At 35.1% G+C, this 24810-nt stretch carries 25 protein-coding genes; 13 read left to right on the top strand and 12 right to left on the bottom strand.

Annotation, left to right across the window (positions count from 1 at the left end):
* Window positions 1–81 precede the first annotated feature (81 nt).
* The gene (locus QO200_RS02880; RefSeq protein WP_371536103.1) at window positions 82–1101 is read right to left on the bottom strand and encodes a quinone-dependent dihydroorotate dehydrogenase; all 1020 of its coding nucleotides are present in this window, start codon (window positions 1099–1101) and stop codon (window positions 82–84) included.
* Window positions 1102–1364: 263 nt separating this feature from the next.
* Window positions 1365–1742 carry a hypothetical protein gene (locus QO200_RS02875; protein ID WP_371536101.1) on the bottom strand — a complete coding sequence of 126 codons (378 nt, stop codon included), beginning with the start codon at window positions 1740–1742 and terminating at the stop codon, window positions 1365–1367.
* Between the two features lie 76 nt (window positions 1743–1818).
* Here QO200_RS02875 and QO200_RS02870 point away from each other — a divergent pair, with 76 nt between their 5' ends.
* The 4 genes from QO200_RS02870 to QO200_RS02855 all read left to right on the top strand — a co-directional run bounded on the left by QO200_RS02870 (window position 1819) and on the right by QO200_RS02855 (window position 4804).
* A complete protein-coding gene (locus QO200_RS02870) occupies window positions 1819–2385 on the top strand; it encodes a histidine phosphatase family protein (RefSeq protein WP_371536098.1) in 567 nt (188 codons plus the stop codon).
* A gap of 101 nt (window positions 2386–2486) precedes the next feature.
* Window positions 2487–3764 carry a peptidase T gene (gene pepT, locus QO200_RS02865; protein ID WP_371536096.1) on the top strand — a complete coding sequence of 426 codons (1278 nt, stop codon included), beginning with the start codon at window positions 2487–2489 and terminating at the stop codon, window positions 3762–3764.
* A gap of 22 nt (window positions 3765–3786) precedes the next feature.
* Entirely contained in the window at window positions 3787–3951 is a 165-nt protein-coding gene (locus QO200_RS02860) for a hypothetical protein (RefSeq protein WP_371536093.1), read from the top strand.
* Window positions 3952–4375: 424 nt separating this feature from the next.
* Window positions 4376–4804, top strand: a complete 429-nt coding sequence (locus QO200_RS02855) for a hypothetical protein (protein WP_371536090.1) — start codon at window positions 4376–4378, stop codon at window positions 4802–4804.
* A gap of 79 nt (window positions 4805–4883) precedes the next feature.
* Here the strand turns inward: QO200_RS02855 and yajC are convergent, their stop codons facing one another.
* The 3 genes from yajC to QO200_RS02840 all read right to left on the bottom strand — a co-directional run bounded on the left by yajC (window position 4884) and on the right by QO200_RS02840 (window position 7407).
* Window positions 4884–5156: a preprotein translocase subunit YajC gene (gene yajC, locus QO200_RS02850; protein WP_371536087.1), complete on the bottom strand. Its 273-nt coding sequence runs from the start codon at window positions 5154–5156 to the stop codon at window positions 4884–4886.
* A gap of 29 nt (window positions 5157–5185) precedes the next feature.
* Window positions 5186–6097, bottom strand: a complete 912-nt coding sequence (gene nusB / locus QO200_RS02845; protein ID WP_371536489.1) for a transcription antitermination factor NusB — start codon at window positions 6095–6097, stop codon at window positions 5186–5188.
* A gap of 203 nt (window positions 6098–6300) precedes the next feature.
* Window positions 6301–7407, bottom strand: coding sequence for a Glu/Leu/Phe/Val dehydrogenase (locus QO200_RS02840; protein WP_371536084.1), 1107 nt, complete (start codon window positions 7405–7407; stop codon window positions 6301–6303).
* Window positions 7408–7609: 202 nt separating this feature from the next.
* On the opposite strand from QO200_RS02840, the gene QO200_RS02835 reads away from it, so the two are divergent.
* The 8 genes from QO200_RS02835 to QO200_RS02800 all read left to right on the top strand — a co-directional run bounded on the left by QO200_RS02835 (window position 7610) and on the right by QO200_RS02800 (window position 17086).
* On the top strand, window positions 7610–9370 hold the full coding sequence (locus QO200_RS02835) for an ABC transporter ATP-binding protein (protein WP_371536081.1): 1761 nt from the start codon (window positions 7610–7612) through the stop codon (window positions 9368–9370).
* Window positions 9371–9441: 71 nt separating this feature from the next.
* Window positions 9442–9825, top strand: coding sequence for a PUR family DNA/RNA-binding protein (locus QO200_RS02830; protein WP_371536486.1), 384 nt, complete (start codon window positions 9442–9444; stop codon window positions 9823–9825).
* 297 nt (window positions 9826–10122) lie between these two features.
* Window positions 10123–11040 (top strand): mechanosensitive ion channel family protein, encoded by a 918-nt coding sequence (locus tag QO200_RS02825; protein ID WP_371536078.1) that lies wholly within the window; start codon window positions 10123–10125, stop codon window positions 11038–11040.
* 121 nt (window positions 11041–11161) lie between these two features.
* Window positions 11162–12331: an MFS transporter gene (locus QO200_RS02820; protein WP_371536076.1), complete on the top strand. Its 1170-nt coding sequence runs from the start codon at window positions 11162–11164 to the stop codon at window positions 12329–12331.
* A 112-nt stretch (window positions 12332–12443) separates the two neighbouring features.
* Window positions 12444–14963 (top strand): cation-translocating P-type ATPase, encoded by a 2520-nt coding sequence (locus QO200_RS02815; RefSeq protein ID WP_371536074.1) that lies wholly within the window; start codon window positions 12444–12446, stop codon window positions 14961–14963.
* An 11-nt stretch (window positions 14964–14974) separates the two neighbouring features.
* A complete protein-coding gene (locus tag QO200_RS02810) occupies window positions 14975–15796 on the top strand; it encodes a sulfurtransferase (RefSeq protein WP_371536072.1) in 822 nt (273 codons plus the stop codon).
* On the top strand, window positions 15789–16487 hold the full coding sequence (locus tag QO200_RS02805) for a GNAT family N-acetyltransferase (protein WP_371536070.1): 699 nt from the start codon (window positions 15789–15791) through the stop codon (window positions 16485–16487). Before QO200_RS02810 ends, QO200_RS02805 begins: the two co-directional genes overlap by 8 nt.
* 104 nt (window positions 16488–16591) lie before the next feature.
* Window positions 16592–17086 (top strand): nuclear transport factor 2 family protein, encoded by a 495-nt coding sequence (locus QO200_RS02800; protein WP_371536067.1) that lies wholly within the window; start codon window positions 16592–16594, stop codon window positions 17084–17086.
* Between the two features lie 201 nt (window positions 17087–17287).
* Here QO200_RS02800 and QO200_RS02795 read toward each other — a convergent pair whose 3' ends face one another.
* The 3 genes from QO200_RS02795 to QO200_RS02785 form a co-directional block, all read right to left on the bottom strand.
* Window positions 17288–17605, bottom strand: coding sequence for a four-helix bundle copper-binding protein (locus QO200_RS02795; protein ID WP_371536063.1), 318 nt, complete (start codon window positions 17603–17605; stop codon window positions 17288–17290).
* 52 nt (window positions 17606–17657) lie between these two features.
* Window positions 17658–18992, bottom strand: coding sequence for an erythromycin esterase family protein (locus QO200_RS02790; RefSeq protein ID WP_371536060.1), 1335 nt, complete (start codon window positions 18990–18992; stop codon window positions 17658–17660).
* 374 nt (window positions 18993–19366) lie between these two features.
* Window positions 19367–19708: a tRNA-binding protein gene (locus QO200_RS02785; protein WP_371536057.1), complete on the bottom strand. Its 342-nt coding sequence runs from the start codon at window positions 19706–19708 to the stop codon at window positions 19367–19369.
* 113 nt (window positions 19709–19821) lie between these two features.
* On the opposite strand from QO200_RS02785, the gene QO200_RS02780 reads away from it, so the two are divergent.
* The gene (locus tag QO200_RS02780; RefSeq protein WP_371536054.1) at window positions 19822–20379 is read left to right on the top strand and encodes a thioredoxin family protein; all 558 of its coding nucleotides are present in this window, start codon (window positions 19822–19824) and stop codon (window positions 20377–20379) included.
* A 269-nt stretch (window positions 20380–20648) separates the two neighbouring features.
* Here the strand turns inward: QO200_RS02780 and QO200_RS02775 are convergent, their stop codons facing one another.
* The 4 genes from QO200_RS02775 to QO200_RS02760 all read right to left on the bottom strand — a co-directional run bounded on the left by QO200_RS02775 (window position 20649) and on the right by QO200_RS02760 (window position 24726).
* Window positions 20649–21581 carry a peptidylprolyl isomerase gene (locus QO200_RS02775; RefSeq protein WP_371536052.1) on the bottom strand — a complete coding sequence of 311 codons (933 nt, stop codon included), beginning with the start codon at window positions 21579–21581 and terminating at the stop codon, window positions 20649–20651.
* A 43-nt stretch (window positions 21582–21624) separates the two neighbouring features.
* On the bottom strand, window positions 21625–22809 hold the full coding sequence (locus tag QO200_RS02770; RefSeq protein WP_371536049.1) for an MFS transporter: 1185 nt from the start codon (window positions 22807–22809) through the stop codon (window positions 21625–21627).
* Between the two features lie 136 nt (window positions 22810–22945).
* Window positions 22946–23614, bottom strand: coding sequence for a peroxiredoxin-like family protein (locus QO200_RS02765; protein WP_371536046.1), 669 nt, complete (start codon window positions 23612–23614; stop codon window positions 22946–22948).
* A 116-nt stretch (window positions 23615–23730) separates the two neighbouring features.
* Window positions 23731–24726 carry an alpha/beta fold hydrolase gene (locus QO200_RS02760; RefSeq protein WP_371536044.1) on the bottom strand — a complete coding sequence of 332 codons (996 nt, stop codon included), beginning with the start codon at window positions 24724–24726 and terminating at the stop codon, window positions 23731–23733.
* Window positions 24727–24810: the final 84 nt, after the last annotated feature.

The following is a 24810-nucleotide window of genomic DNA, read 5'->3' as shown; positions in this document are numbered from 1 at the left end:
TATAAAATTTTACAGGAAATAAAAATGCGTAATTCTCAATGAAGAATTACGCATTTTGATAATAGTGTAAACCAACCACTCTTACATGCGGCTTAGTATCTTTTTGTTTATGGCTTTCACCAAAGCGGGTCCTTCATAGATAAAACCAGTGTACAATTGTATTAAACTAGCACCTGCTTCGAGTTTTTCTATAGCATCATCTGCTGAATGAATGCCTCCCACTCCAATTATTGGAAAAGCCTTATTACTTTTTTGAGACAGAAAACGAATTACTTCAGTAGAGCGGCTTGTTAATGGCTTTCCTGACAATCCTCCCATTTCTGTTTTATTTTCAGATTGCAAACCTTCACGAGAAATAGTAGTATTAGTAGCTATAACGCCTGCAATTTGCGTTTCCTTCACAATAGCTATAATGTCTAGTAATTGTTCATCAGTCAAATCAGGAGCAATTTTCAGCAATATGGGTTTCTGTTTTGGCTTTGCCAAATTCTTATTTTGTAAAGTTTGCAGCAGTTGCGTTAATGGTTCTTTGTCTTGCAATGCACGAAGATTAGGCGTATTAGGCGAACTAACATTCACCACAAAATAATCAACATAATCAAACAAGGCATCAAAACAAATTTCGTAATCCAAGGTCGCATCTTCGTTTGGCGTCAGCTTATTTTTTCCAATATTTCCTCCAATTAACACATCAGTGTTTTCTTTAAGTCGTTCCACCGCTTCTAAAACTCCTCCATTATTAAACCCCATTCGGTTAATAATAGCCGAGTCTGCTTTTAAACGGAACAAACGTTTTTTTGGATTTCCTTCCTGTCCTTTTGGCGTAAGCGTTCCTATTTCTATAAACCCAAAACCAAAGTTGGACAATTCTTTATACAATTTGGCATCTTTATCAAAACCCGCGGCAAGCCCTACTGGATTTTTGAACTTCAACCCAAACACTTCGGTTTCTAATCGTTTGTCATTGACTTCATATCGCGATTTAAATAGAGTAGAGAATCCAGGAATTTTAGATAAAAATCGAATCAGGGAAAAAGTAAAATAGTGCACTTTTTCTGGATCAAACCAAAAAAGAATGGGACGAATAACTAATTTATACATGAGTGTTTTGTTGTGTACTGCAAAAATAGAATTATCTGGTCGATAAATAAATATTTGGAAACTAAATTTATAAATCATTTTATTTGGCAAAAGACTATTCCGAAATTTCATTTTCATCTTTTCCTTTTTTCCTAAATCTAAAAAAACGACTACCGTGACAATTCCCATAAATACTATAAAAATGGAATGCCTTATAATTTCAAGTTCGTTTAAAAGATATTGTAAACTGTTATAAAACAGCATTTCGGCAGCGACGTACAGAATTACAAAAATAATGGCCCTAGTCCATTTACTAAGAAAAACAAGCTCCACTTTACGCAAAATACAACTGCAAAAATAGGCCTGAAAAATCTAATTTCAGGAATAAGACTCAGTATTACTAACGTTCGAACAGGATGTCCATGTAAACCTTTGACATAGCTATCTTGCGTTTTTTTACAGATTTTATTTTTTAGCTTTTCAATCACTTTATTTCCGGAAAACGCCAAGCAGTAAAACACATTATCAATAATAGTAAGTCCTAGAAATGCCGCAATTCCCGCAAAGTAAGGATTGACTATAAAGCTATCCAAAGATGAAAAATAACAACCAATTCCCTTTTCGAAATGCTTTAGAAAACAGCAAACTTGAAGCCAGAACATCTTTAAATAAAAAACAATGGTACCAGACCGTACTAAAAGAAAAAGAAAGAATCATTATTTATTTATAAATTAGCCAATGAAATCAATATTAAAACACATGAAAAACTACTGCAGCTTCTTACTATTATTTCTGACCATTGGCCTTTTTGCGCAAGCAGAAAAACCAACACGCATTTATTTAGTTCGCCATGCCGAAAAAATCACCACCGATCCAAAAGAAAACAATCCGTTACTGACAGGAAATGGAAACGAAAGAGCCATTGCGCTTGCCAAAAAATTAGAAAAAGAGTCCTTAAATGCCATATACAGTACAAATTATAAGCGTACCCAATCTACTGCAAGCCCCACGGCAGAAGCTCATAAAAAGGAAATTAAAATATATGATGCCAAAAACTTAACAGCCGCGGCTGTAACTATCCTTACAGAAAACAAAGGAAAAAATGCCTTAGTGGTAGGTCATTCTAATACCGTTTTAGAAATGATTGAAGCCCTGGGAGCTAAAAGACCAATACCAACTATTGAAGATCAAGAGTATGATTTCCTATTTCTACTTACTATTCGTCCCAACGGAAAAACAAAAGTAAAAGTCATGCATTACGGCAAAGCCAATTCCTATAAAGAGGGAGCGCAAATGATGCATTAAAGTAATTACTGTTTATTAGTGGAATCACTACTCTAAATGGGAGTTTTGAACCCTAATTTCTAAATAAACCTTATATTTGTAGTTCATTATAAAAATACTTTATGCAACATATTATAGATCGTTTCATCAGCTACGTTACTGTTGACACGGAATCAGATCCCAACTCAGAAACAACACCAAGTACAGCAAAACAATGGGTCTTAGCCAATCAATTGGTTGAAGAGCTAAAAAAAATAGGAATGCAGGATGTGACTATAGATGACAAATCTTATATCATGGCTACATTACCAAGCAATGTAGATCATGAAGTTCCAACAATTGGATTTGTATCGCATTTTGACACTTCTCCTGATTTTTTAGGAGCGAATGTAAAACCTCAAATTATCCCAAATTATAACGGTGAAGACATCGTTCTAAATGCGGAGCAAAACATCGTTCTATCTCCTAGCTATTTCAAAGATTTATTACAATACAAAGGACAAACATTAATCACAACTGATGGAACTACTCTATTAGGTGCTGATGACAAAGCTGGAATTACGGAGATTGTTACAGCAATGGAATACCTAATCAACCATCCAGAAATCAAACACGGAAAAATCAGAATTGGTTTCACACCTGACGAAGAAATTGGTCGTGGAGCACACCATTTTGATGTAGAAAAATTTGGAGCTGACTGGGCCTACACTATGGACGGAAGTCAAGTAGGGGAATTAGAATATGAGAATTTTAATGCGGCTGGAGCCAAAATTACTTTCAAAGGAAAAAGTGTACACCCAGGTTATGCTAAAGGAAAGATGATTAACTCCATGTTAATTGCCAATGATTTTATGAATGCATTGCCTGCAGATGAAACACCTCAGGAGACAAAAGGGTACGAAGGTTTTTTCCATGTGACTCATTTAACTGGAAGTATCGAAGAAACTGTTTTAGAATTGATAATCAGAGACCACAATAAGATTAAATTCGAAAAACGAAAAGACAAAGTTGAAAAAATTGTCCGTAAAATCAATAAGAAATTTGCGAAACAATTTGGTGAAGATATTGCAATAGCTGAAATCAACGACCAGTATTACAACATGAAAGAAAAGGTCGTTCCTGTAAAATACATTGTTGACATTGCCGAAAAAGCGATGAAAGAATTAAACATTAAACCATTAATCAAACCCATTCGTGGTGGTACTGATGGCTGTCAATTATCGTATATGGGATTACCTTGTCCTAATATTTTTGCGGGCGGACATAATTTTCATGGAAAATACGAATACGTTCCTGTTGAAAGCATGCAAAAAGCAGTTAACGTTATTGTGAAAATAGCTGAACTGACTTCAATGCCTAACTTTGGATTAGAGGAAAGCAAATCAAAGAAGAAAAAATAATTGGACCGCAGAATTGATTCTGTTGAAATCTATTATTGCTAAGACAGCACTTATAGAAACCACAAAATGGGGAGGTCCTGTTTATGTTTTAAATGACAAGAACGTATTTGGTATCGGAGATTTAAAAGTTATTTTGGAATTTGATTTTTTAATGGCGTTTTCCTTAAAGATGAAAAAAAGATATTAGTAAATGCACAAGAAGGTGTTACTAAAGCTTTACGACAATGGCGTTTTTCGTCAAAAGAAGAGTCGACGAAAACAAGCTGTTAGCTTACAAGCTATCGCCAATATTGCAGCAGCAACACATTGAAGATACCAAAAGAGATCAAACCAAACTTAGCAGAATGGAAAAAATAAAACCATTGATCCTACAAAAAATTGGTTTGAATGATAAGTACAACTTAAAAAAGCCCCGTGAAAACGGGGCTTTTTTAAGTTGTACGGCCTATCAATATTTGCTACTTCTGCTTTTTACACCAATCAAATCCATAGGCAAAAGCTTAACATTATCGTGTCGCATTATTTACTATATTTACTAACGACTTGTTTATCAGATCATTTAGACCACGGTAAAAAGAGTCCTGCTATTAAAACTAAACGAATAGACGATCATGGATGAAAAAAAAACAGAAGTAAAAACTCCGGCAGCTTCGGACGCCAATAAAAAGGTGGCCCCTGCCAAATCTAAAAAACCAGCAGTTGATAAACCAACTGCTGATGTCATTCCTAAAGCCACCAAAGAAGCAACTAAGGAGAAAAAGCCAATTGAAGTTAAGAAAGAACCAGTCCCGGAAGATAACAAGGATGAAAAGAAAGAGGAAAAAGCTAAGCTGAAAAAGACGGCAAAAAAAGAGAAGGAAAAACTAAAAAAACTGATTGGTAAAGAAATAGCCAAACAAAAAGCAAAAGAAAAAAAATCGAAAGCTAAGAAAGCTAAAAAAGACAAAGCCAAGAAAACGAAATTAAAATCGAAGCTTAAAAACAAAAAAGCCAAGGCAAAAGCAAAAAAGAGCAAGAAAAAGAAAAAAAGCAAAAAGTGATTTCCCTTTTTTAATTGCAAAAAAAAGTCCCATTCAGAATTACATTCCGAATGGGACTTTTTATAACCTTAAAAAAATATTATTTTTTAGCAAGTGTAGCGCTCATTTCCATAGAAATTGCAGAACGCTCCATTTTTAATTTCCCAGACATTGTTTCAATTACAACTGTAGTATCTGCAAGCTCTGAAACTTTACCATGGAGTCCACTTTTAGTAATGATTCTATCTCCTACTTTTAAAGTGCTTTCAAATTCTTTTTCGTTCTTAGCTTTTTTCTGTTGTGGTCTGATCATAAAGAAATAGATCACTACAAACATTAATAAGAAAGGTGCAAATTGAGTTAACTGTTCCATAATTTTTAATTCTTTTTTTATTATTAGTGTTACATTAAACCGCGACCGGTTTTATTTAATTTTTTACTGACTTCTAGTTCTTTAACTAAATTATCAAGAATTCCGTTGATAAAAATACTACTTTTTGGTGTAGAATACTCCTTAGCTAGTTCTAAATATTCATTTAGCGTCACTTTTACTGGAATTGAAGGGAATTTTAAAAACTCACAAATAGCCATTTTAAGGATGATAGTATCTACCTCAGCAATCCTGTCGCTATCCCAGTTTGGTGTTTTATCAACAAACTCTTTTGCAAGCTCTGCTTCATTCAAAATTGTCTTTCTAAACAAATCTTTAACAAACGCTTTATCCTCACTATCCTTGTACACTTTAGGCACACTAAAGTTATCATCCATGATAGGTTTCATCGCTTTTAACTGCTTAATGATTTGAGTGTTTACCAATGGTATATCATCAATCCAAGTTAGTTTGTCGTCTTCTAAGTATTCGTACAATTTTTCATTAGGTACAATTACTTCCATAAACAAGTCCACAATAAGCTGCCTGTCTTCTTCAAAAGAAGATTCTGGGTTGCTCATGTAATCTGCATAAAACTTACTTGCTTTTATAGCATTAAGCAACAACAAAATATAATCATCATTTAAAGTCCAAGCGTCAATCTTACGCGTTTCCATAGCAATGCTAAGAGAATTGTTTTCGGCAAGAATTTGAAAGATGTCGTTCTTAATAAATTTTTCGTTGGGTTTACGCTCCTCAGGAGTTGCAAGATGCTTAAGACTTGATTTATGTAAAAATTCGGATTCTTTTTTACATATTTCCGTCAAGGAAGAAATCATTGTAAGGTATAAATCTTGAATATTGTCGATACTGTAAAAAAGGAATTTTTCTTCTTTTTCTAGATTATCAGAACCGTTTTGATGCATTGCATAAATGGACTGCATGACTTTAACGCGAATGTGTCTTCTATTTACCACCTTGTAAGAACTTTTATTAAATTAGTTTGCAAAAATAAGCATTTCCTTTTTCAAAATAAAATTAAAACATCAAATAAAGATTTTGCTGCTAATTTTGTTTCCTTTATACTAAAAAGTCACAGTTTTCAATGCTATCCTGAAAACTGTGACTTTAAATATTTTAACTTAGATTACTTTCTACTGTTCTCTATTTTTCTTTGATCAATACGATTTTGAGCAATGGTAAGTGCCGCATGATGCGTCGTGATACCATTAGCAACAGCATAATCGATGATTTCTAAAGTTGTATTATAGATATTCTCTGTTTTACGCATGATTTCCTCTTTGCCATAATGTGCTAATTCAGCATAAACATTAATAATTCCACCTGCATTAATCAAGAAATCAGGAGCATATAAAATACCACGTTCTTGCAAAATTGCTCCATGAACATCTTCGTTTGCTAATTGATTGTTAGCAGCACCGGCAATTACTTTTGCTTTTATTTTGTGAACCGTAGCGTCATTGATAGTTGCTCCCATTGCACAAGGCGCGTAAATATCTACATCTGCGGTATATAAATCAGCTCCACTATAAATAGTAGCGCTATACTTCGCTCCTACTTCATACAGTTTTTCTTCATTGATGTCAGCAATCGTAACAATAGCTCCTTCTTTAGTTAGATAATCCACTAAAGTTTCTCCTACGTGACCAATCCCTTGAACCAATACTTTCTTTCCAGTAAGAGAATCTGACCCAAATTTACTTTTTGCAGCCGCTTTCATCCCCATGTATACGCCATAAGCAGTCACTGGCGATGGATTACCTGCTCCACCTCTTTCTTCTGAAATTCCAGTAACATAAGGCGTAACATCGCGAACGATATCCATATCCTTAGTTTCCATTCCTACATCTTCTGCAGTGATATATCTTCCGCTCAAACCATGAACAAATTCACCAAACTTACGCATCAATTCAGGTGTTTTCTGAGTTTTAGCATCGCCCATAATAACGGCTTTTCCTCCACCAATATTCAGACCTGTAATCGCAGCTTTAAAGGTCATTCCACGAGAAAGACGCAATACATCATTCAACGCTTCCCACTCGTTAGCATAATTAAACATTCGGGTTCCTCCCAAAGCTGGTCCCATAACCGAATTATGAATACCAATAATTGCTTTTAAACCCGTATCTTTGTCGTTGCAAAATACAATCTGTTCGTGATCATCAAATGATAATTGTCCAAAAACGGGATCCATTTTTTGAAGTTCCTTTCCTGTTGTGAAAGTTGCATCCATAGTATTAATTTTTATAGTGATAAAATTATGAATTTGTCAAGAAGACAAGTCAAAATTACATAAAAAATGAATATCTATCAACGTTTTTAATAAAAAATAATAATTCGATAATTTAAACTGACAAACGAAAAATATAGAATTATTAAAAAATTAAAAAAAATCATAAAAATAAAACGATTACAATACAGAATATCTTAAAAAAATGAAAGAATTACTTTATTTAAACAAATACTTCGTCAAATACAAATACAGTTTTTCACTGGGTATTATATTCACAATCATCGCACAAATCTTCATGCTGTTCACCCCTAAATTGATCAGTAGTTCATTTAAGGCAATTGAAGCTTTTTCTGAAGACAAAACCATTGCAGTATCTGTTATTCGGGAAGAGTTAATTTCGAATATTCTATTAATCATTGCCACTACTATAATTGCTGGTTTTCTGACTTTCTTGATGAGACAAACACTAATCGTTATGTCTCGTCACATTGAATTTGATCTAAAAAATGAAGTTTTCAGGCAGTATGAAAGTTTATCACAGAATTTTTACAAAAAGAATCGCACTGGAGATTTGATGAATCGAATTAGTGAAGACGTTTCTAAAGTGAGAATGTATGTGGGTCCAGCCGTCATGTACTCGATTAATACGATAATCCGTTTTACGATTGTTATTGTATATATGTACAACGTCTCCCCTCGTTTGACATTATACACGATTCTTCCTTTACCACTATTGTCCTACGGTATTTTCAAATTGAGTTCAGAAATCAATAAGAGAAGTACAATTTTTCAGCAATATTTATCGAAAGTTTCGAGTTTCTCTCAAGAAATATTTTCTGGTATTCGAGTAATCAAAGCCTATTCGCTAGAAGACCAACACCAGAACAACATGGTTTCCCTAGCTAATGAAAGCAAAAGTAAAAGTTTGAATTTAGCCAAAGTACAGTCGTTATTCGGGCCATTAATGTTAGCTCTTATTGGAATCAGTAACCTAGTTGTAATCTATTTTGGTGGTTTGATGTATATTGACGGTACGATTAAAAGTATCGGTACTATAGCTGAATTTATTTTGTATGTCAACATGCTTACTTGGCCAGTAGCTTCTTTAGGATGGGTTTCATCAATGGTTCAAGAAGCAGAAGCTTCCCAAAAACGTTTGAACGAATTCCTGAAAATTGAACCAGAGATAAAAAATAAAAACCCAAATAAATCAATCATAAACGGCTCGATTTCATTCGAAAATGTAAGCTACACTTATGAAGACACTAATATAAAAGCACTTAAAGACATCTCTTTCACTGTAAAAAAAGGAGAAACATTAGCAATTCTAGGAAAAACCGGATCTGGGAAATCAACCATTTTATCATTGATTTCACGTCTGTATGATGTGACTGATGGCGAAATAACTATTGACAAAAAAGAGATAAGTCTTTTAAACCTTAACGATTTGCGAAACAGTATTGGGATCGTACCACAAGATGCTTTCTTGTTTTCCGATTCTATCAAAAACAACATCAAGTTTGGTAAAGAAGATGCCACCGATGAAGAAGTAAAAGCTGCCGCAAAAAGTGCCGTGGTTCATAATAATATAATGGGCTTCAATAAACAATACGACACTGTTCTAGGTGAACGAGGGATTACACTTTCAGGGGGACAAAAGCAAAGAGTTTCTATTGCGAGAGCAATTATTAAAAATCCGCCAATTTTACTTCTTGACGACTGTTTATCAGCGGTTGACACCGAAACTGAAGAAAAAATTCTAAATAATCTAAACGAAATCTGTAAAGACAAAACAACCATTATTGTAAGTCATAGAGTTTCCTCTGCTAAGAACGCCGACAAGATTATCATTATCGACGAAGGGAAAATAATTCAACAAGGTTCTCATAACCAGTTAGTAAATCAAGAGGGCTATTATGCCTCTCTATATTTAAAACAACTTTCAGAAAAAGAATTGATGTAATTGTTGTTTAATACATATATTTTTATGATTTTTGATTACGATTTAACAACCATAAATTGAGAGAAAGGATTATGAGAGAAAATGACATGTTAGAAAAAGAAGAGATATTTTCTAAAGTTTTACGTGCTGGAAGAAGAACCTACTTCTTTGATGTAAGAGCGACAAAAGCTGATGATTATTATATTACGATTACTGAGAGCAAAAAATTTACTGAGGAAGACGGATCGTTTCACTTCAAAAAACATAAAATATATTTGTATAAAGAAGACTTTTCTGCTTTCGCCGAAATTCTTGCCGATATGACTTCTTATGTTTTGAACCACAAAGGCGAAGAAGTAATTTCAGAGAGACATCAGAAAGATTTCAAAAAAGAATACGCTATTGAAAAAGTAACCGCAGAAGAAGTCTTGCCCAACATATCTAGTTTTACAGATATTAATTTCGATGACATTTAATTTATAATTATAAATTAAATACCTTAATTACTTAAACAAAAAGTCCAAAATCAAACGGTTTTGGACTTTTTGTTTATTTATAAACCACTACAGAATTATACTCCATGGTTTTAGTATCGCTGAATAAGAGAATGCACAGCTAGTAACTTCTATGAACCACACAGAATTACACCGATAAATCCCGTTGCTGAATTTTAAGTAAGCAAAAAGATTTTCGAAGCTAAACAAACTAAAAATACATAGTTTTAACTATTTTTGTCGGTATTAAAAGCCTTTTTACAACTAAAAAAAGAATACATGCAGGAGATTTTAATGAAATACACAAACAAATACGCTGAACTTATTATCCCATGGCTATTAACAAGCGGACTAAAAATAGTTTTTATCATTATAGGTTCTTTAATTCTAAATAAGGTTATTATAACCTTTATTGAAAAAGCAGTGAGAATTGCCGTAAGACCTGATGGAATTTCTTCTCAAGATGCCGAAGAAAAAAGAGAAAACACTCTAATCCAGATATTCACCACTACTTCTAAAATTGGATTAATGACCATTGCAGGCTTGATGGTGCTTCAAGAATTTAGAGTAGAAATTGCCCCTATATTGGCAGCAGCCGGAATTGTAGGACTGGCATTGGGTTTTGGAGGTCAATACCTTATTAGAGATATTATTTCAGGTCTATTTATTATTCTTGAAAATCAATACCGCGTAGGTGATATCGTAAGTTTTGACAATGCCGGCGGTACCGTTCAAGAGATCAGTTTAAGAAAAACGACTTTAAGAGACTTAGACGGAACCGTTCACCACATTCCTCATGGAGAAATAAAAAAAGTATCAAATCTTTCCAAAGATTTTTCCCGTATTAACTTAGATATTGGTGTAGGATACGGATCAAATTTAGAACACGTTATTGGTGTAATAAACAGAGTAGGAACAGAACTTTCGACTGATCCTTTATGGGAAAACTACATCATCCTTTCTCCACAATTTTTACGCGTGAATGATTTTGCAGCTTCTTCAATTATGTTAAAAATATTAGGAGAGACTTTACCCAGTAAACAATGGGAAGTAGCTGGAGAACTTCGTAAAAGACTAAAAGTCGCGTTTGACGATGAGGGAATAGAAATTCCGTTTCCGCAAGTAGTAATGCACCGACCAAAAGGTGCTGAAGAAGCCACAGTTAAAAATGACACAAATGAAATTCAAGAATCGTAATCTTATTCATTTAGGGAATTAATTTGTTCCAATACAAACATTATTATAAAATCCTGAAAGTGAGATGGTTTTCAGACTTTTTATTTACATTTATAGTACATAACTTTCAATCGTTCCTGTTTTGAAAAACATCAGTCGCACTGTCTGGATTTTATCTTTGATAAGCTTGTTTACAGATACGGCAAGCGAAATGTTATATCCCATCATGCCTATTTACTTAAAGTCAATTGGCTTCTCCATTGTACTCATTGGTATTCTTGAAGGTGTTGCAGAAGCTACTGCTGGATTGAGCAAAGGATATTTTGGAAAGCGTTCTGATGCGACCGGAAAAAGAGTTCCGTTTGTTCAACTAGGTTATGCATTTAGCGCCATTTCAAAACCTATGATGGCGGTGTTCGTTTACCCGCTTTGGATTTTCTTTGCTCGAACCATCGACCGTTTTGGAAAAGGAATCCGTACTGGAGCAAGAGACGCAATCCTTTCCGATGAAGCCACTCCGCAAACTAAGGGAAAAATATTTGGTTTTCATCGTTCCATGGATACATTAGGCGCTGTCTTCGGTCCATCATTAGCACTACTCTACCTCTACTTCTACCCTGAAAATTACGTTACCCTATTCTACATTGCGTTCATTCCTGGACTTTTGGCGATAGCAGCCTCTCTATTGTTAAAGGAGAAAAAGAAAACTATTACATCCGAAATAAAAGCAACACCTTTCTTCTCCTTTTTGGGTTACTGGAAAGTAAGCCCACCAATGTACCGCAAAGTCGTTGTAGGCCTTTTAGCTTTCAACTTGTTTAACAGCTCTGACGTTTTCCTTCTACTTAAAGCCAAAGAATCTGGATTAAGTGACTCGCTGGTTATTGGTATTTATATTTTTTACAATCTCGTTTATGCTTTATTTGCTTTTCCAATAGGGATTTTGGCAGATAAAATAGGCTTAAAGAAAATGCTAGTTTTCGGAATAGGCATTTTTTCCATTGTCTATTTTGGTATGGGATTCAGTCAAAATATTTATGTTTTTGCTGGGCTTTTTGCTCTTTATGGAATCTACGCCGCAGCAACGGAAGGCATCTCTAAAGCGTGGATTAGCAATATTTCGAATAAAAAGGACATCGCAACTGCTATTGGCACCTATTCTTCTTTTCAAAGCTTTTTCACTATGTTAGCCAGTTCAATGGCTGGATTGATTTGGTACCAATTTGGAGCCGACGCTACTTTCATAGTTACCGCATGCGCCAGTATTTTAATTGGTTTATATTTTGTTCTCATGACCACCGAAAAAATATAATATGAATACCCTTCCATTAATTATACCCTTTTACCTTATAAACCACTTCCTATAACGCTTATATTATAACTAAAAATCTTATATTTGAGTAGCAGTACTCATTCACAAAACTATGTCAATAAAAATTAATATTCCCGAAAATATCGTAGGCTTAACCGATACACAAGTACAAGCTTCAAGCGACAAATTTGGTCAGAACAAACAAGTTTACAAGCAAAAACACAAATGGTGGTTAGCCCTCGCTGATCTATTCAAAGAGCCAATGTTACTATTATTGATAGCCGTCGCAATTATCTATTTCATCATGGGGCAAAATAACGAGGCGTACTTTATGCTAGCCGCAATAGTAGCTGTCTCGGGAATTTCTTTTTATCAAGATAACCGGAGTCGGATTGCAATTGAATCTTTAGAAAAATTGAATGAGCCACTTACTATGGTCTTACGAAATGGAGAACCTACAAAAATTCCCACGGCAGAAATTGTCATCGATGATCTGGTAATCGCGCAGGAAGGAAACACCATCAATGCAGACGGAGAAATCATACACAGTAATGATTTTTCAGTCAATGAATCCTTGCTAACCGGCGAACCCTATGCTGTTTTCAAGTCAGAAAAAACGGAGTTAAAATCTGTTTTCAGTGGAACACTAGTTGCTTCTGGATTAGCAGTTTATCGAGTAACTAAAATTGGCTCTAATACAGAAGTTGGAAAATTAAGTAGTTCCCTACAAAGCATCAAAGAAACCCCTTCCCCATTACAAGTTCAGATTCAAAATTTTGTAAAAGTGATGGCCATTATTGGCGTTGCTATTTTCTTATTAGTTTGGGGTGTCTATTTTTGGAAAACACAGAACATATTAACCAGTTTATTAAAAGGACTAACCCTCGCGATGTCAATTCTTCCCGAAGAAATTCCCGTGGCGTTTACTACTTTCATGGCCTTAGGGTCATGGAGACTAATGAAAGAAGGCGTTATAGTCAAAAAAATTAGAACCGTAGAAACCTTAGGAGGAGCGACCGTCATTTGTACCGACAAAACAGGAACACTGACAGAAAACAAAATGAGCCTGCAATCTGTTTATGCTTTTAGTAACGACAAATTATACGAAAGAGAGCATTGGAATACAGAAGAGGCTAAAAAAGTCATTGAAATCGCAATGTGGGCGAGCGAACCCGTGCCTTTTGATCCGATGGAAAAGACCTTGCATAAAGAGTATGCAAAAACAACAAACGACGATACCCGCAGAAAGTTTTCTATGGTACATGAATATCCGCTGGACGGGAAACCGCCCATGATGACGCACGTTTTTGAAAATAAGGACGGTAAACGTATTATTGCGGCCAAAGGTGGTCCCGAAACGATTATAAAGATATCCAACCTCAGCACAGATCAAGAAAAAAAAATTAATGATGCAATAACAGTATTGGCTTCGAAGGGGTATCGTATCCTTGGTGTTGGCTACTCTGATTATGCCGAAACCAATTACCCAAAAAACCAACAGGACTTACCTTTCTATTTTGTAGGCTTGGTTGTATTTTACGACCCTCCTAAACCAAATATACAAAGCGTAATTCAACAATTCTATGAAGCCGGTATCAAAGTAAAAGTTATAACGGGAGATAATACCATTACCACAAAAGCCATTGCTAAAAAAGCAGGAATTAAAAATTCTGATAGTGTGATGGAAGGCGAAGAATTCATGAAATTAAACGAAGTCGAAATGCTAAAAGCCATTCACGACACGACGCTTTTAACCCGCATGTTTCCAGAAGCTAAACTAGCCGTGATGAATGCCCTAAAAAAAGACAAGCAAGTGGTAGCCATGGTGGGCGATGGTGTAAATGACGGACCTGCATTGAAAGCTTCCAGTATAGGTGTGGCAATGGGAAAAAAGGGAACTGAAATTGCAAAAGAAGCCGCAGATCTAATTTTGGTTGATGATGATTTATCAAAAATGATTATAGCAATAGCGGCGGGACGTCGCATATATTCGAACCTTAAAAAAGCGGTACGTTATATCGTTTCCATCCATATTCCTATCATACTAACGGTATCTCTACCCTTATTTTTAGGGTGGATTTATCCCGATATTTTCACACCAGTTCACGTAATTTTCTTAGAATTAGTCATGGGGCCTATGTGCTCTATCGTATATGAAAATGAACCTGCAGAAAAAAACAGCATGCAACAAGCTCCAAGATCCATAGGTAGTACATTCCTATCGCTAAAAGAATTAGGAATAAGCATTGTACAAGGAATTGGGATTACAATAGGAATTTTATTTATGTATCAATGGACCGTCCAAAATGGAGCTAACGAACAACTAACACGAACAATGGTATTTACCACTTTAGTTTTTTCGAATGTGATACTGTCACTGGTAAACCGCTCGTTTTACTATTCTGTACTTACCTCGTTAAAAAATAAAAATAATATGATGGTAATTGCCAATTCAGTTACGTTATTTTTCCTAGCCTTGATTATATACGTAAATCCAATTGCCCGTTTCTTTGATGTTCTTCCTTTACAGCTTTCTCAAGTTTTAATTTGTTTGGCGGTAAGCAGCGTTTCAGTGCTTTGGATTGAAATCTGGAAATGGAACAAACGAAAAAATAATATACAACCCAACTAAACATAAAAATCATGAAAAATCCAATCGTATCTGTAGCCTGGCTTCATGAACATCTGCAGGATCCTGAATTAATTATTCTGGATGCTTCTCAAAAAGTAAATCAAAATAAAGACGAATCTCCACTTGAAGATCTCCAAATAAAAGGAGCACGCATTTTTGACATTAAAAATGATTTCAGTGATACTACAAATCCATTACCCAATACGGTACCAAATGCTGATGCTTTTGCAAAAGCAGCCCAAAAACTAGGCATTAATAAAGACAGTAAAATTGTAGTTTATGACAGCTTAGGAATATATACGAGTCCGAGAGCCTGGTGGTTATTCACCATTATGGGACATCATAATGTCTGGGTTCTCGATGGTGGTCTTCCCGCTTGGGCAAAAGAAAATCTTCCGGTCGAAAAACCCGAAAAAAGAACGTATAAAAGTGGCGATTTCGAATCTAAATTCAAACCCGAAATGGTAAAAACCACAGCGCAAATTTTAGGAAATATAGATTCAAAAGAAGCAGTTTTGATTGACGCGCGTTCTAGTGATCGTTACTTGGGAGAAACTAAAGAACCAAGAGCCGGACTACGCAGTGGACATATTCCCGGATCAATTAACATTCCATACTCTAATTTATTAAGTGAAGGAAAATTTCTATCCAAAGAAGAATTGACAAAAATACTGCCAAAACAAAATACTGCTTTATACTTTAGCTGTGGCTCTGGAGTAACGGCTTGTATTGATTTGATAGCCTACGAACTTATTGGAGATACGAACCCAAAAGCTGTTTATGATGGTTCATGGACAGAATGGGGACAAAACGAAAGTTTGCCAATTGAATAATCAAACCAGGAACGAAGAATATAAACTAGACAATCCTGTTTGGTATTCCTTATCAGAAAGCCATGAAAAACAAGCAATAAACTATGAAGACACTCAGTTTTACGATCCTGAATATTGTCCCTTTGGAGCGGCACTAGATACCAAGACGAGTTCCAACGCGATTGCTCACTATTCTAAATTATCTGCTAATTTTTTTATTGTTGGCGAAAAGCCAGAAATCCCCAATACTTTAAAAATAGAAAATGAATTGGTTTGTCTACAAATGATTGTTAGGGAACCAATAACAATTCCGATTAGCGATTCTATTGTAAAGCTAGAAGAAAGTCACAGAGAGGCCCTTCTTGGATTAGTCAAAATAGTGTATCCTGAATATTTCAAATCTAAAACAGCCACATTAGGTAACTATTATGGGATTTTCAAAGACAGTCAACTAGTCGCTGTTACTGGAGAACGAATGCAAATGAATGATTTTATTGAAGTCAGTGCTGTAATTACTCATCCTGATTACATTGGAAAAGGATACGCAAAACAGCTAGTAGCCCATACTGTTAATGCTATTTTGAATCAAAATAAAACAGCATTCTTACATGTATATGAAAAAAATATAGGTGCTATCAAACTATATGAAAAGTTAGGCTTTGAAACGAGGAGAAAAATCAGTTTTTGGAACATTATAAAGAAGGAAGAGTAAAACACTAATTAACCAGTGGTTGCGCCTACTTTTTTTTACAATAACTTGTTTTTTTCTACATTCGATACTGCTAAAATATATGAAACAATAAATACTTTGAAGTTATGAAAAACATAAATGCGTTCCTTTTTCCTTCCTTAATAATTGTCCTTTTTCTTTCTTCTTGCTCTTCAAAGAAAATTCCGATCCACGAACAAGACTATCCTTATATTATAGATGACCAAGTGCTGTACAATGAAATAGTGGATATGGACAGTACTTTTTTTCACGCCTACAACAACTGTGATATGGATACGCAAGCAGCAATCTATGCCGACAGCCTAGAGTTTTATCATGACAAAGGAGGATTGATGACCTCAAAACAAGAACTTCTAGACGCTACAAAAAGAAATATTTGCGGTAAAGTAACCAGAGAATTAGTAAAAGGAAGTGTTGAAGTATATCCTATCAAAGATTACGGTGCTGTAGAAATAGGATTGCATAAATTCTACAATAATCAGGAGCCCGCTGGAACTTCATCCAAAGCAAGTAAATTTATAATAATGTGGCAGTATAAAAACACCAAATGGCACATTACAAAGGTAATAAGCCTACATTAAAAATAAAAAATAGCTACCTTCTTAAAAAGTAGCTATTCCATTTTCTATAAAATTTGGCTTAGTTGTTACACAAGCATACCTAACCTGCATAGAAAGAATAGGTCGCTTAATTACTCCCAAAAGTTCTTTTCTTAATATGGTCGCAAAGTTATTCCGGTTTTATAGCTAAAGTATCAAAGTATCCTCTTTAAAATCACAATGCTACTCTCTATGCGCCACTTCATATTCATGACACATATCTGCACATTTACGACAGGCCTCAGCGCATTTTTTACAGTGTTCCATTTGTGGGTGTTTCTCGCACTCAGAGGCACATCTTTCGCACATTACTAAACAAACTTTTAAAAAGATATCTATATTCTCTGATTTCCGGTCCAATACTTGGGCTGTCAAACGACATAAGTCAGCACAATCCTGATCGTGCATCATACAAGCACTCATATCCATTTCCTTTTCTAATTGGCATGCATCATAACAATGTGTGCATTGTGCAGCACAAAATTGCAGTACCTCAATCATTTTTTGCTTTTCCATTGTAATCAATTTTTAGATTTATTTCCTTGTTTCTATTTTATACTCCAAATGGGAATGTTTCTGGCATTTGACTTCCATCGGGTTTTATGTGAAGTGGATGCAGTGCCGTAGTTTCGTCTAAATAAATGAAGGCGTTATATCGATATGGGATTTTAGACCGAACATAATTACCAAAATGCTCGTATTTAGGGCGATATACAACTCCGATGGCCCGATGGCCAAATTCACGTTCCCCAAGTTTATCTTTCATTTCATCGTTCATAAATACGATTCTGTCTCTAGCCTCGAGTTTGTGCAATTCATATTCCCAACTGTGCTTTACCGCTTCCGGAATTTTCATTACTTGCATCACATCGCCCCATTCCCGGCCCGCGATAACAGTCCCTTGATAAGAACCGAAGCCCACAGAAAACACCTCTTCTGGCTTGTGTTCTTCATTTATGATTTGGCCCACATTTACTGTTCCATCATTTACCATATCCGTAGCTCTTGCATCACCAATATGGGTGTTGTGTTCCCAAATGATACCCTTAGCGCCTGCGCCATAAAACTCCATAAGATTTTCTAAAGTATGAACCATATGACGATCCCGAATATTCCAAGATTTAGGCCCCGCAGTTACCATCGCACGATAATAGCGTTCTGCATTAACAATCACTTCCGCATTTTGTTTAATATTCATGGCATCTTCAGGATCTCCACTATACGTTGCAATTTCTCTTCTTATTTTTGTCAACAGATTAACTACTTCATCTTCGCAAGACAATGATACCATTCGTGCCGCCCGTGCATATTCTTGTCCTTCTCCTCTGTTGTAAGGTTCAAAACATTTTAAGGCAGCCATCGCAGCCTTTTTTGTTGCGGGATCTTTTTCTTCTAAATACTTAATAATCTCATCAAAAGACTCCCAAAGACTATAAACATCTAAACCATAAAACCCCACTTTATCTGCCTTAGAATAATTGTCATTATGTTCCCTTAGCCACTCAGCCAATGCAACAGTTCCCCAATTAGCCCACATCCAAGTTGGCCATCTATTAAAACAGTGGAGAACAGCTAGAGCCGAGTCGCCTGAATCAGGATAATTTTTTACATATCGGTTCAGGTTATAGCAGTCTGGCCAATCCCCTTCTACCGCAATAAATGAAAACCCTTTCTTTTCTATTAATTTTTTACTGATTTTCATCCGCAAAGTATAATATTCGTGGGTGCCATGAGAAGCTTCTCCTAATAGTACATATTTAGCATCACCAATTTTTTCAATCAGTTTATCCAAATCACTTTCTTCATTTAACTCTATTGAATTATCAAGAATTAACTTTCTCACATCTAAAATCCCAGGCGCTGTATACTTTGATTCAATCTTTTCCATACTTTTCTAAATATTTAAATTCCTAATTAGGTGTTTTTTAAATTAATTTAAGAAGCGTAAAAAGTGTAGGTCCTCTAGGCTATGGGTGATAATTAGCACTACATATAAATGCAATATTTTCATAGCCGCCATTTTTATACTAAGTAATAATGTCTTCGCAATCAAAAGTTAATTTGGCGTAAAAAGTCGATGGAGCAAAAAGAATAGGCGCGTAATTAAGTCTAAAGTAAATCTACGATAAATTTTAAATTAAAACACTGATTAATAATACATTAACATTTTAATTATTAAAATGATACGTATTAATTGAGGTCAATAGTATGAGATTTGATACGTATTTTAAAAACATCAATCCGAAGAAAAAAGTATACCTCTTAACCGATTCGAAGTCCATTTTTAATTTTAAAGTCGGGAGCCAGTAGAATAACATCTCCTTCTTCTCCGACTGCCCCAAGCACGAGGCATTCACTCATAAACTTGCCAATTTGCTTTTTTGGAAAATTAATGACGGCAACAATTTGACGGTCGAGTAAATTAGACTTGGCGTAGCGTTTAGTAATTTGTGCCGAAGTTTTTTTGATTCCAATAGCCTCTCCAAAATCAATTGTGAGTTGGTAAGCTGGTTTCCGCGCCTCGGGGAAATCACTAACTTCCAAGATGGTGCCCACATGCATTGCTACTCTTTCAAATTCTTGCCAACTTAAATTATTCTCCATCTTCAATTATGGTTTTATTCCAATGAGTTACGAGAACTAAAAATAATCATTTCAGACTAAAAGCAAACCTTTTTTCTTAACTTTAAGCCTGAAACTTTAAACAAATAAAGTCAATGTCAAGAACTCCATCAAATATGACCCCACTAGGGACGAAAGCTCCAGAATTTTATCTGAAAGACATGAAGTCTACTACGGAGTCATTTTCTTTTGCTGATTTAAAAGGTGAAAAAGGAACCTTAGTACTATTTATATGTAACCATTGTCCGTTTGTACTTCATGTAATCGAAGAAGTCGTTATGATTGCTAATGACTATCAGGTACAAGGACTTGGTATTATTGCCATTTCTAGTAACGACATAGTCAATTATCCACAGGATGCACCAGAACTCATGACAGAATTTGCTTTCGAAAATAATTTTGAATTTCCTTACTTATACGATGAAACACAGGAAGTAGCTAAAGGGTATCATGCTGCCTGTACTCCTGATTTCTTTTTATATGACAGCCAGGACAAATTAGTCTATCGCGGACAAATGGATGACAGCAGACCCGGAAACGGAATTCCTCTTAGTGGTAGCGATTTACGTGGGGCAATTGACAGCGTTGTTTACAACCGTACGATGAATCCAGAACAGAAACCGAGTATTGGGTGTAGTATAAAATGGAAGTAAGGTTAGAGGTTAAAGGTTAGAGAAAAATAAAAATGCATAGTCACTACTTCCATTTTTGACATGGAAATTCTCAAAATAAACGGATTTAAATATATTAGAAAAGTATTGTGATACTTCGTAGCAATTTTGTTTTACAAGCCGTTAATCATTACAAACAGACGAATAAAAATATTATATCGCATAAAAAAATCCCCTCTCGTTTAAAACGAGATGGGATTTTTAATTATATAAACTGATCACTGAAAAAAATGATCATTAAATACTAAATACTATTTAACGTCCATTAATTCAACGTCAAAAATCAAAGTAGCATTTGGTGGAATAACTCCTCCTGCTCCTGCTGGTCCGTATCCTAAATCAGAAGGAATTACAAAACGAGCTTTGTCTCCTACTTTCAATAAAGCAATACCTTCGTCCCATCCTTCGATAACTTGTCCTTGCCCTAATTTGAATTCGATTGGTTTTTTTCTTGGGTAAGAAGAATCAAAAACTTTTCCGTTTTCTAACGATCCTTCGTAGTGAACAGCAACTGTTTTACCAGCTTCAGCTTGTTTTCCATCCCCTCTTTGGATGAATTGGTAACGCAATCCACTTTCTGTTTTTTCAAAACCTGCCGCTAATGTTTCCATTTTTGCTTCTGATTCTGCTTTTAAAGCTGCTTGTTTTTTCAAACGAGCTCCTTTTAAACCTACAAACGCTTCGATAGCATTCCAGTTTTTAGCTTCTTCACCTACTCTAATGATTTCAACTGAATCTAAAGCATCACCTTGAGCGATAGCATCTACCACGTCTTGTCCTTCGATTACATTTCCAAAAACGGTGTGTTTATCATCTAACCAAGGTGTTGCAACGTGAGTGATAAAAAACTGAGATCCATTTGAACCGGGACCAGAATTTGCCATAGACAATACACCAGGTGCATTGTGACGTAAATCTTTGTGAAATTCATCATCAAATTTGTACCCTGGATCTCCTGTTCCAGTTCCTTGAGGACATCCTCCTTGAACCATAAAATCAGGGATTACTCTATGAAAATTTAAACCATCATAGAATTTTTGTCCTTGAGGCTTAATTTTATTTTCCATATTTCCTTCAGCAAGAGCAACAAAATTCCCTACTGTTCCTGGAGTTAATTCATGCTGTAATTTTACTAAAATCGCTCCTTTTGCAGTGTTGAATTTAGCGTATATTCCGTTTTCCATCTTTATTTATTTTTATTGAATTGCAAATTTACGAATTAATTTTTTATTCATTGATTCTTTCTAAAGCTTTCCCTTTTGATTTATAGGTATAGGCATACACTGACAACGCTAATCCTGACAACAGTAAACATCCTAATGCTACCGCATGCCAGCCACCCAATTGCCATAAAAACAATCCAAAGGCAGATCCTGCTGCTGTTCCTAAAAAGCTAAAAGACATAAATACGGTATTCATACGATTTCTAGCTTCGGGAACTATGGAATACACACGGGTTTGATTTGAAATATGCACGCCTTGCAAACCAATATCAATTAGAACTATACCTATAACTATCCCAACAACACTCGCTCCTGAGAAGTAGAAAACGATAAAACTCAAAGCGATTAGCAGACATCCATACCCTACCGCTACTCTGGAACTTCCTTTATCGCCAAGTTTCCCCACCAAAGGTGCTGCCAAAGCTCCTGAAGCACCTACAATACCAAATAATCCAATTGTAGCACTATTAAAATTGAAAGGTTCTGCCGAAAGTAATAAAACCATTGTCGTCCAGAAAGCACCAAATTGTGCAAAACTAAATACATTAATTAAAGTAGCTTCACGCAGTAAAGGTTGCTCTTTAATTAAAGTAAAAAGCGAACCAATAAGTTGGCCATACGAACCATTGAAAACAGGTTTGTTATAAGGAAATTGTTTTTTAATCATAAAAAATAAAAGGAGACAAAGTCCTGATGCAATCCAAAACATGGCGCGCCATCCTAGCACTTCGCCAATAAAACCACTTAATGTTCTTGATAACAAGATCCCAACTAAGAGTCCGCTCATGATGGTTCCTACCACTTTACCGCGTTCTTCGGGTGCGCTTAATGACGCTGCCAGAGGCAAGATAAGTTGCGGAACAATAGATGTGATTCCGATTAATAGTGAAGCAATTTCTAATATCAGGTAACTTTGTGCTGTAGCCGCAATAATCAAAGCAATTACAGAAGCAAAAGTGGTGTATAATATTTGAGTCTTTCGTTCTATTTTATCTCCTAGCGGAACCATAAAAAACAACCCAATAGCATACCCAGCTTGCGTAAGATAGGTTATTGTTCCTGCATCGGCGTGAGGTATTTTAAACTCATCTGCGATTAAAACGATTAAGGGTTGGCAATAATATAAATTAGCTACTATAAGTCCCGTGGCCGCCGCCATAAACAAGACATTCTTTTTTGATAAATTCATCGCGCAAAAATACGTTGGGTTTCTAGATTATTGTTTTAAACAAAAGCTAAATTTCAAACAAAAAATAAAGCTATTAATTAAAAATACCCTCAGAAGATTTTCTCTTTTGAGGGTATTAAATAAAGGCTTGCTTTAACTATTTTTGAATAGCATCAAGTGCCGCCAAAATATCATCGGCTTCAGCTCTGTTTCTATATTCAGCATCTAAAAAAGTGTAAACAATTTTCCCTTCTTGATCAATTACATAAGTAGCCGCCAAAGGTAATTCATCTGATTCATCACCGTTATAACCATGTAAATCAAATCCTTTTTGATAAGATTCAGCTACATCATCAGTTAATTTAAAAACGATACCATATTCCTTAGCCACTTTGTTTCCTACATCACTTAACACTTCAAATTTTAGTTGGTGTTTTTCAGTAGTAGACATTGATTTGTCAGGCAACTCAGGTGTTAATGCCAATAAATTAGCTCCTTTTAATTGAATATTGGGCAATTGCTCTTGTAAATAATGTAACGTCATGTTGCAATAAGGACACCATCCACCGCGATACCATGTTAAAACAACAGGTCCTTTTTTTAGATAATCACTTAATTGCACTTCTTTTCCTGTAGCGTTGGTAAGGCTAAAGTTAGGTGCTATATCATCATTTTTCTTGGCGTTTAAAACAATATTCTGGCGTGTTACATCAGCAATTCCTTCTGCATATATTTCTTTAGTTCTCTCAGGTGCTTTTGCTTCCCATGCGTTTTTTGCGTTATCTAAAGTGGCTTGTAAACCTATTGTATTATTTTCTGTGCTCATTTTTATATTTGTTTATTAATTGTACAAATGTACTATTACATCTGCCTTTATTGTTTATCAATTTTTAGCGAAAATGTTACAACATTTCCCGATTCTGGTCGTAAGGCTGCTGTTTTTTATTTTTCTAAAAACGCTGTTAGTGGTTGTATAAATTTATCAAAACTTTCAATATGTGGCATGTGTCCAATATTCGGAATTTCGACTAGTTTTGAATTTGGTATTTTCTTTTGCGTTTCTTTTCCCAGAACAGCGTATAATCCCATTGTACTTTGCACCTCTTTGCTTACTAATGGTTTCCCTAAAGCGGTTCTATCTCTTGTTCCAATGATTAAAAGTGTTGGAGCTTTTATGTTTTGGAATTCATAAACGACCGGCTGTGTAAAAATCATATCATACGTTAGAGCCGAATTCCAAGCTATTTTCTTAAAATCAGAATTTAGAGTCCAACCTGCTAATAGATTTACCCATTCATCATATTCTGGTTTCCATTTCCCATCGTAATAACTGTCTAATTGGTATTTTTTAATTCCAGCATAACTCTGTTTCAATTCATTTTGATACCACCAATCCACTGTTTGATAAGGCACTTTAAGTTTCCAATCTTCTAAACCTATTGGATTTTCTAGAATCAATTTCTCCGTAATCTCAGGATACATCAATGCAAAACGCGTGGCTACCATTCCGCCCATAGAATGTCCTAAAACGGCTGTTTTTTGAATTCCAAGAGAATCTAGAATCTGTTTTGTGTTTTGTGCCAGTTGCTGAAAAGTATATTGAAAATTATCTGGTTTTGTAGATTTCCCAAAACCTATTTGGTCAGGAACAATAACACGAAATCCTTTTTTCGTCAAAGCGTCAATGGTTGTTTTCCAATAGGCACCGTTGAAATTTTTCCCATGAAGAAGCAGTACATTTTTTCCATTATAATTATCGGGTTTCACATCCATGTACTCCATTTTGAGTTCTTGTTGCTGCACATTTAAAGTGATAAAATGCACCGGATAAGGATATTCATAATTACTTAAATTAATATCTAACCATTTTAGTTCTTCTTGTTGTGCAAAAGACCCTAGCGTTATAAAAAAGAGTCCTATCAAAAGTTTGAATTTCATTTTAAGTGTTTTTTTATTAGAATTGTAAATTTAGGTATAAAGAGTTTTGTATGAAAAATATTAAGGAAACTTTACAATTTGGAA

This window comes from Flavobacterium sp. Arc3 (genome assembly GCF_041431375.1).
GTDB lineage: Bacteria > Bacteroidota > Bacteroidia > Flavobacteriales > Flavobacteriaceae > Flavobacterium.
Note: the sequence above shows the minus strand (reverse complement) of the source record. Positions and strands in the feature narration are given on the sequence as shown.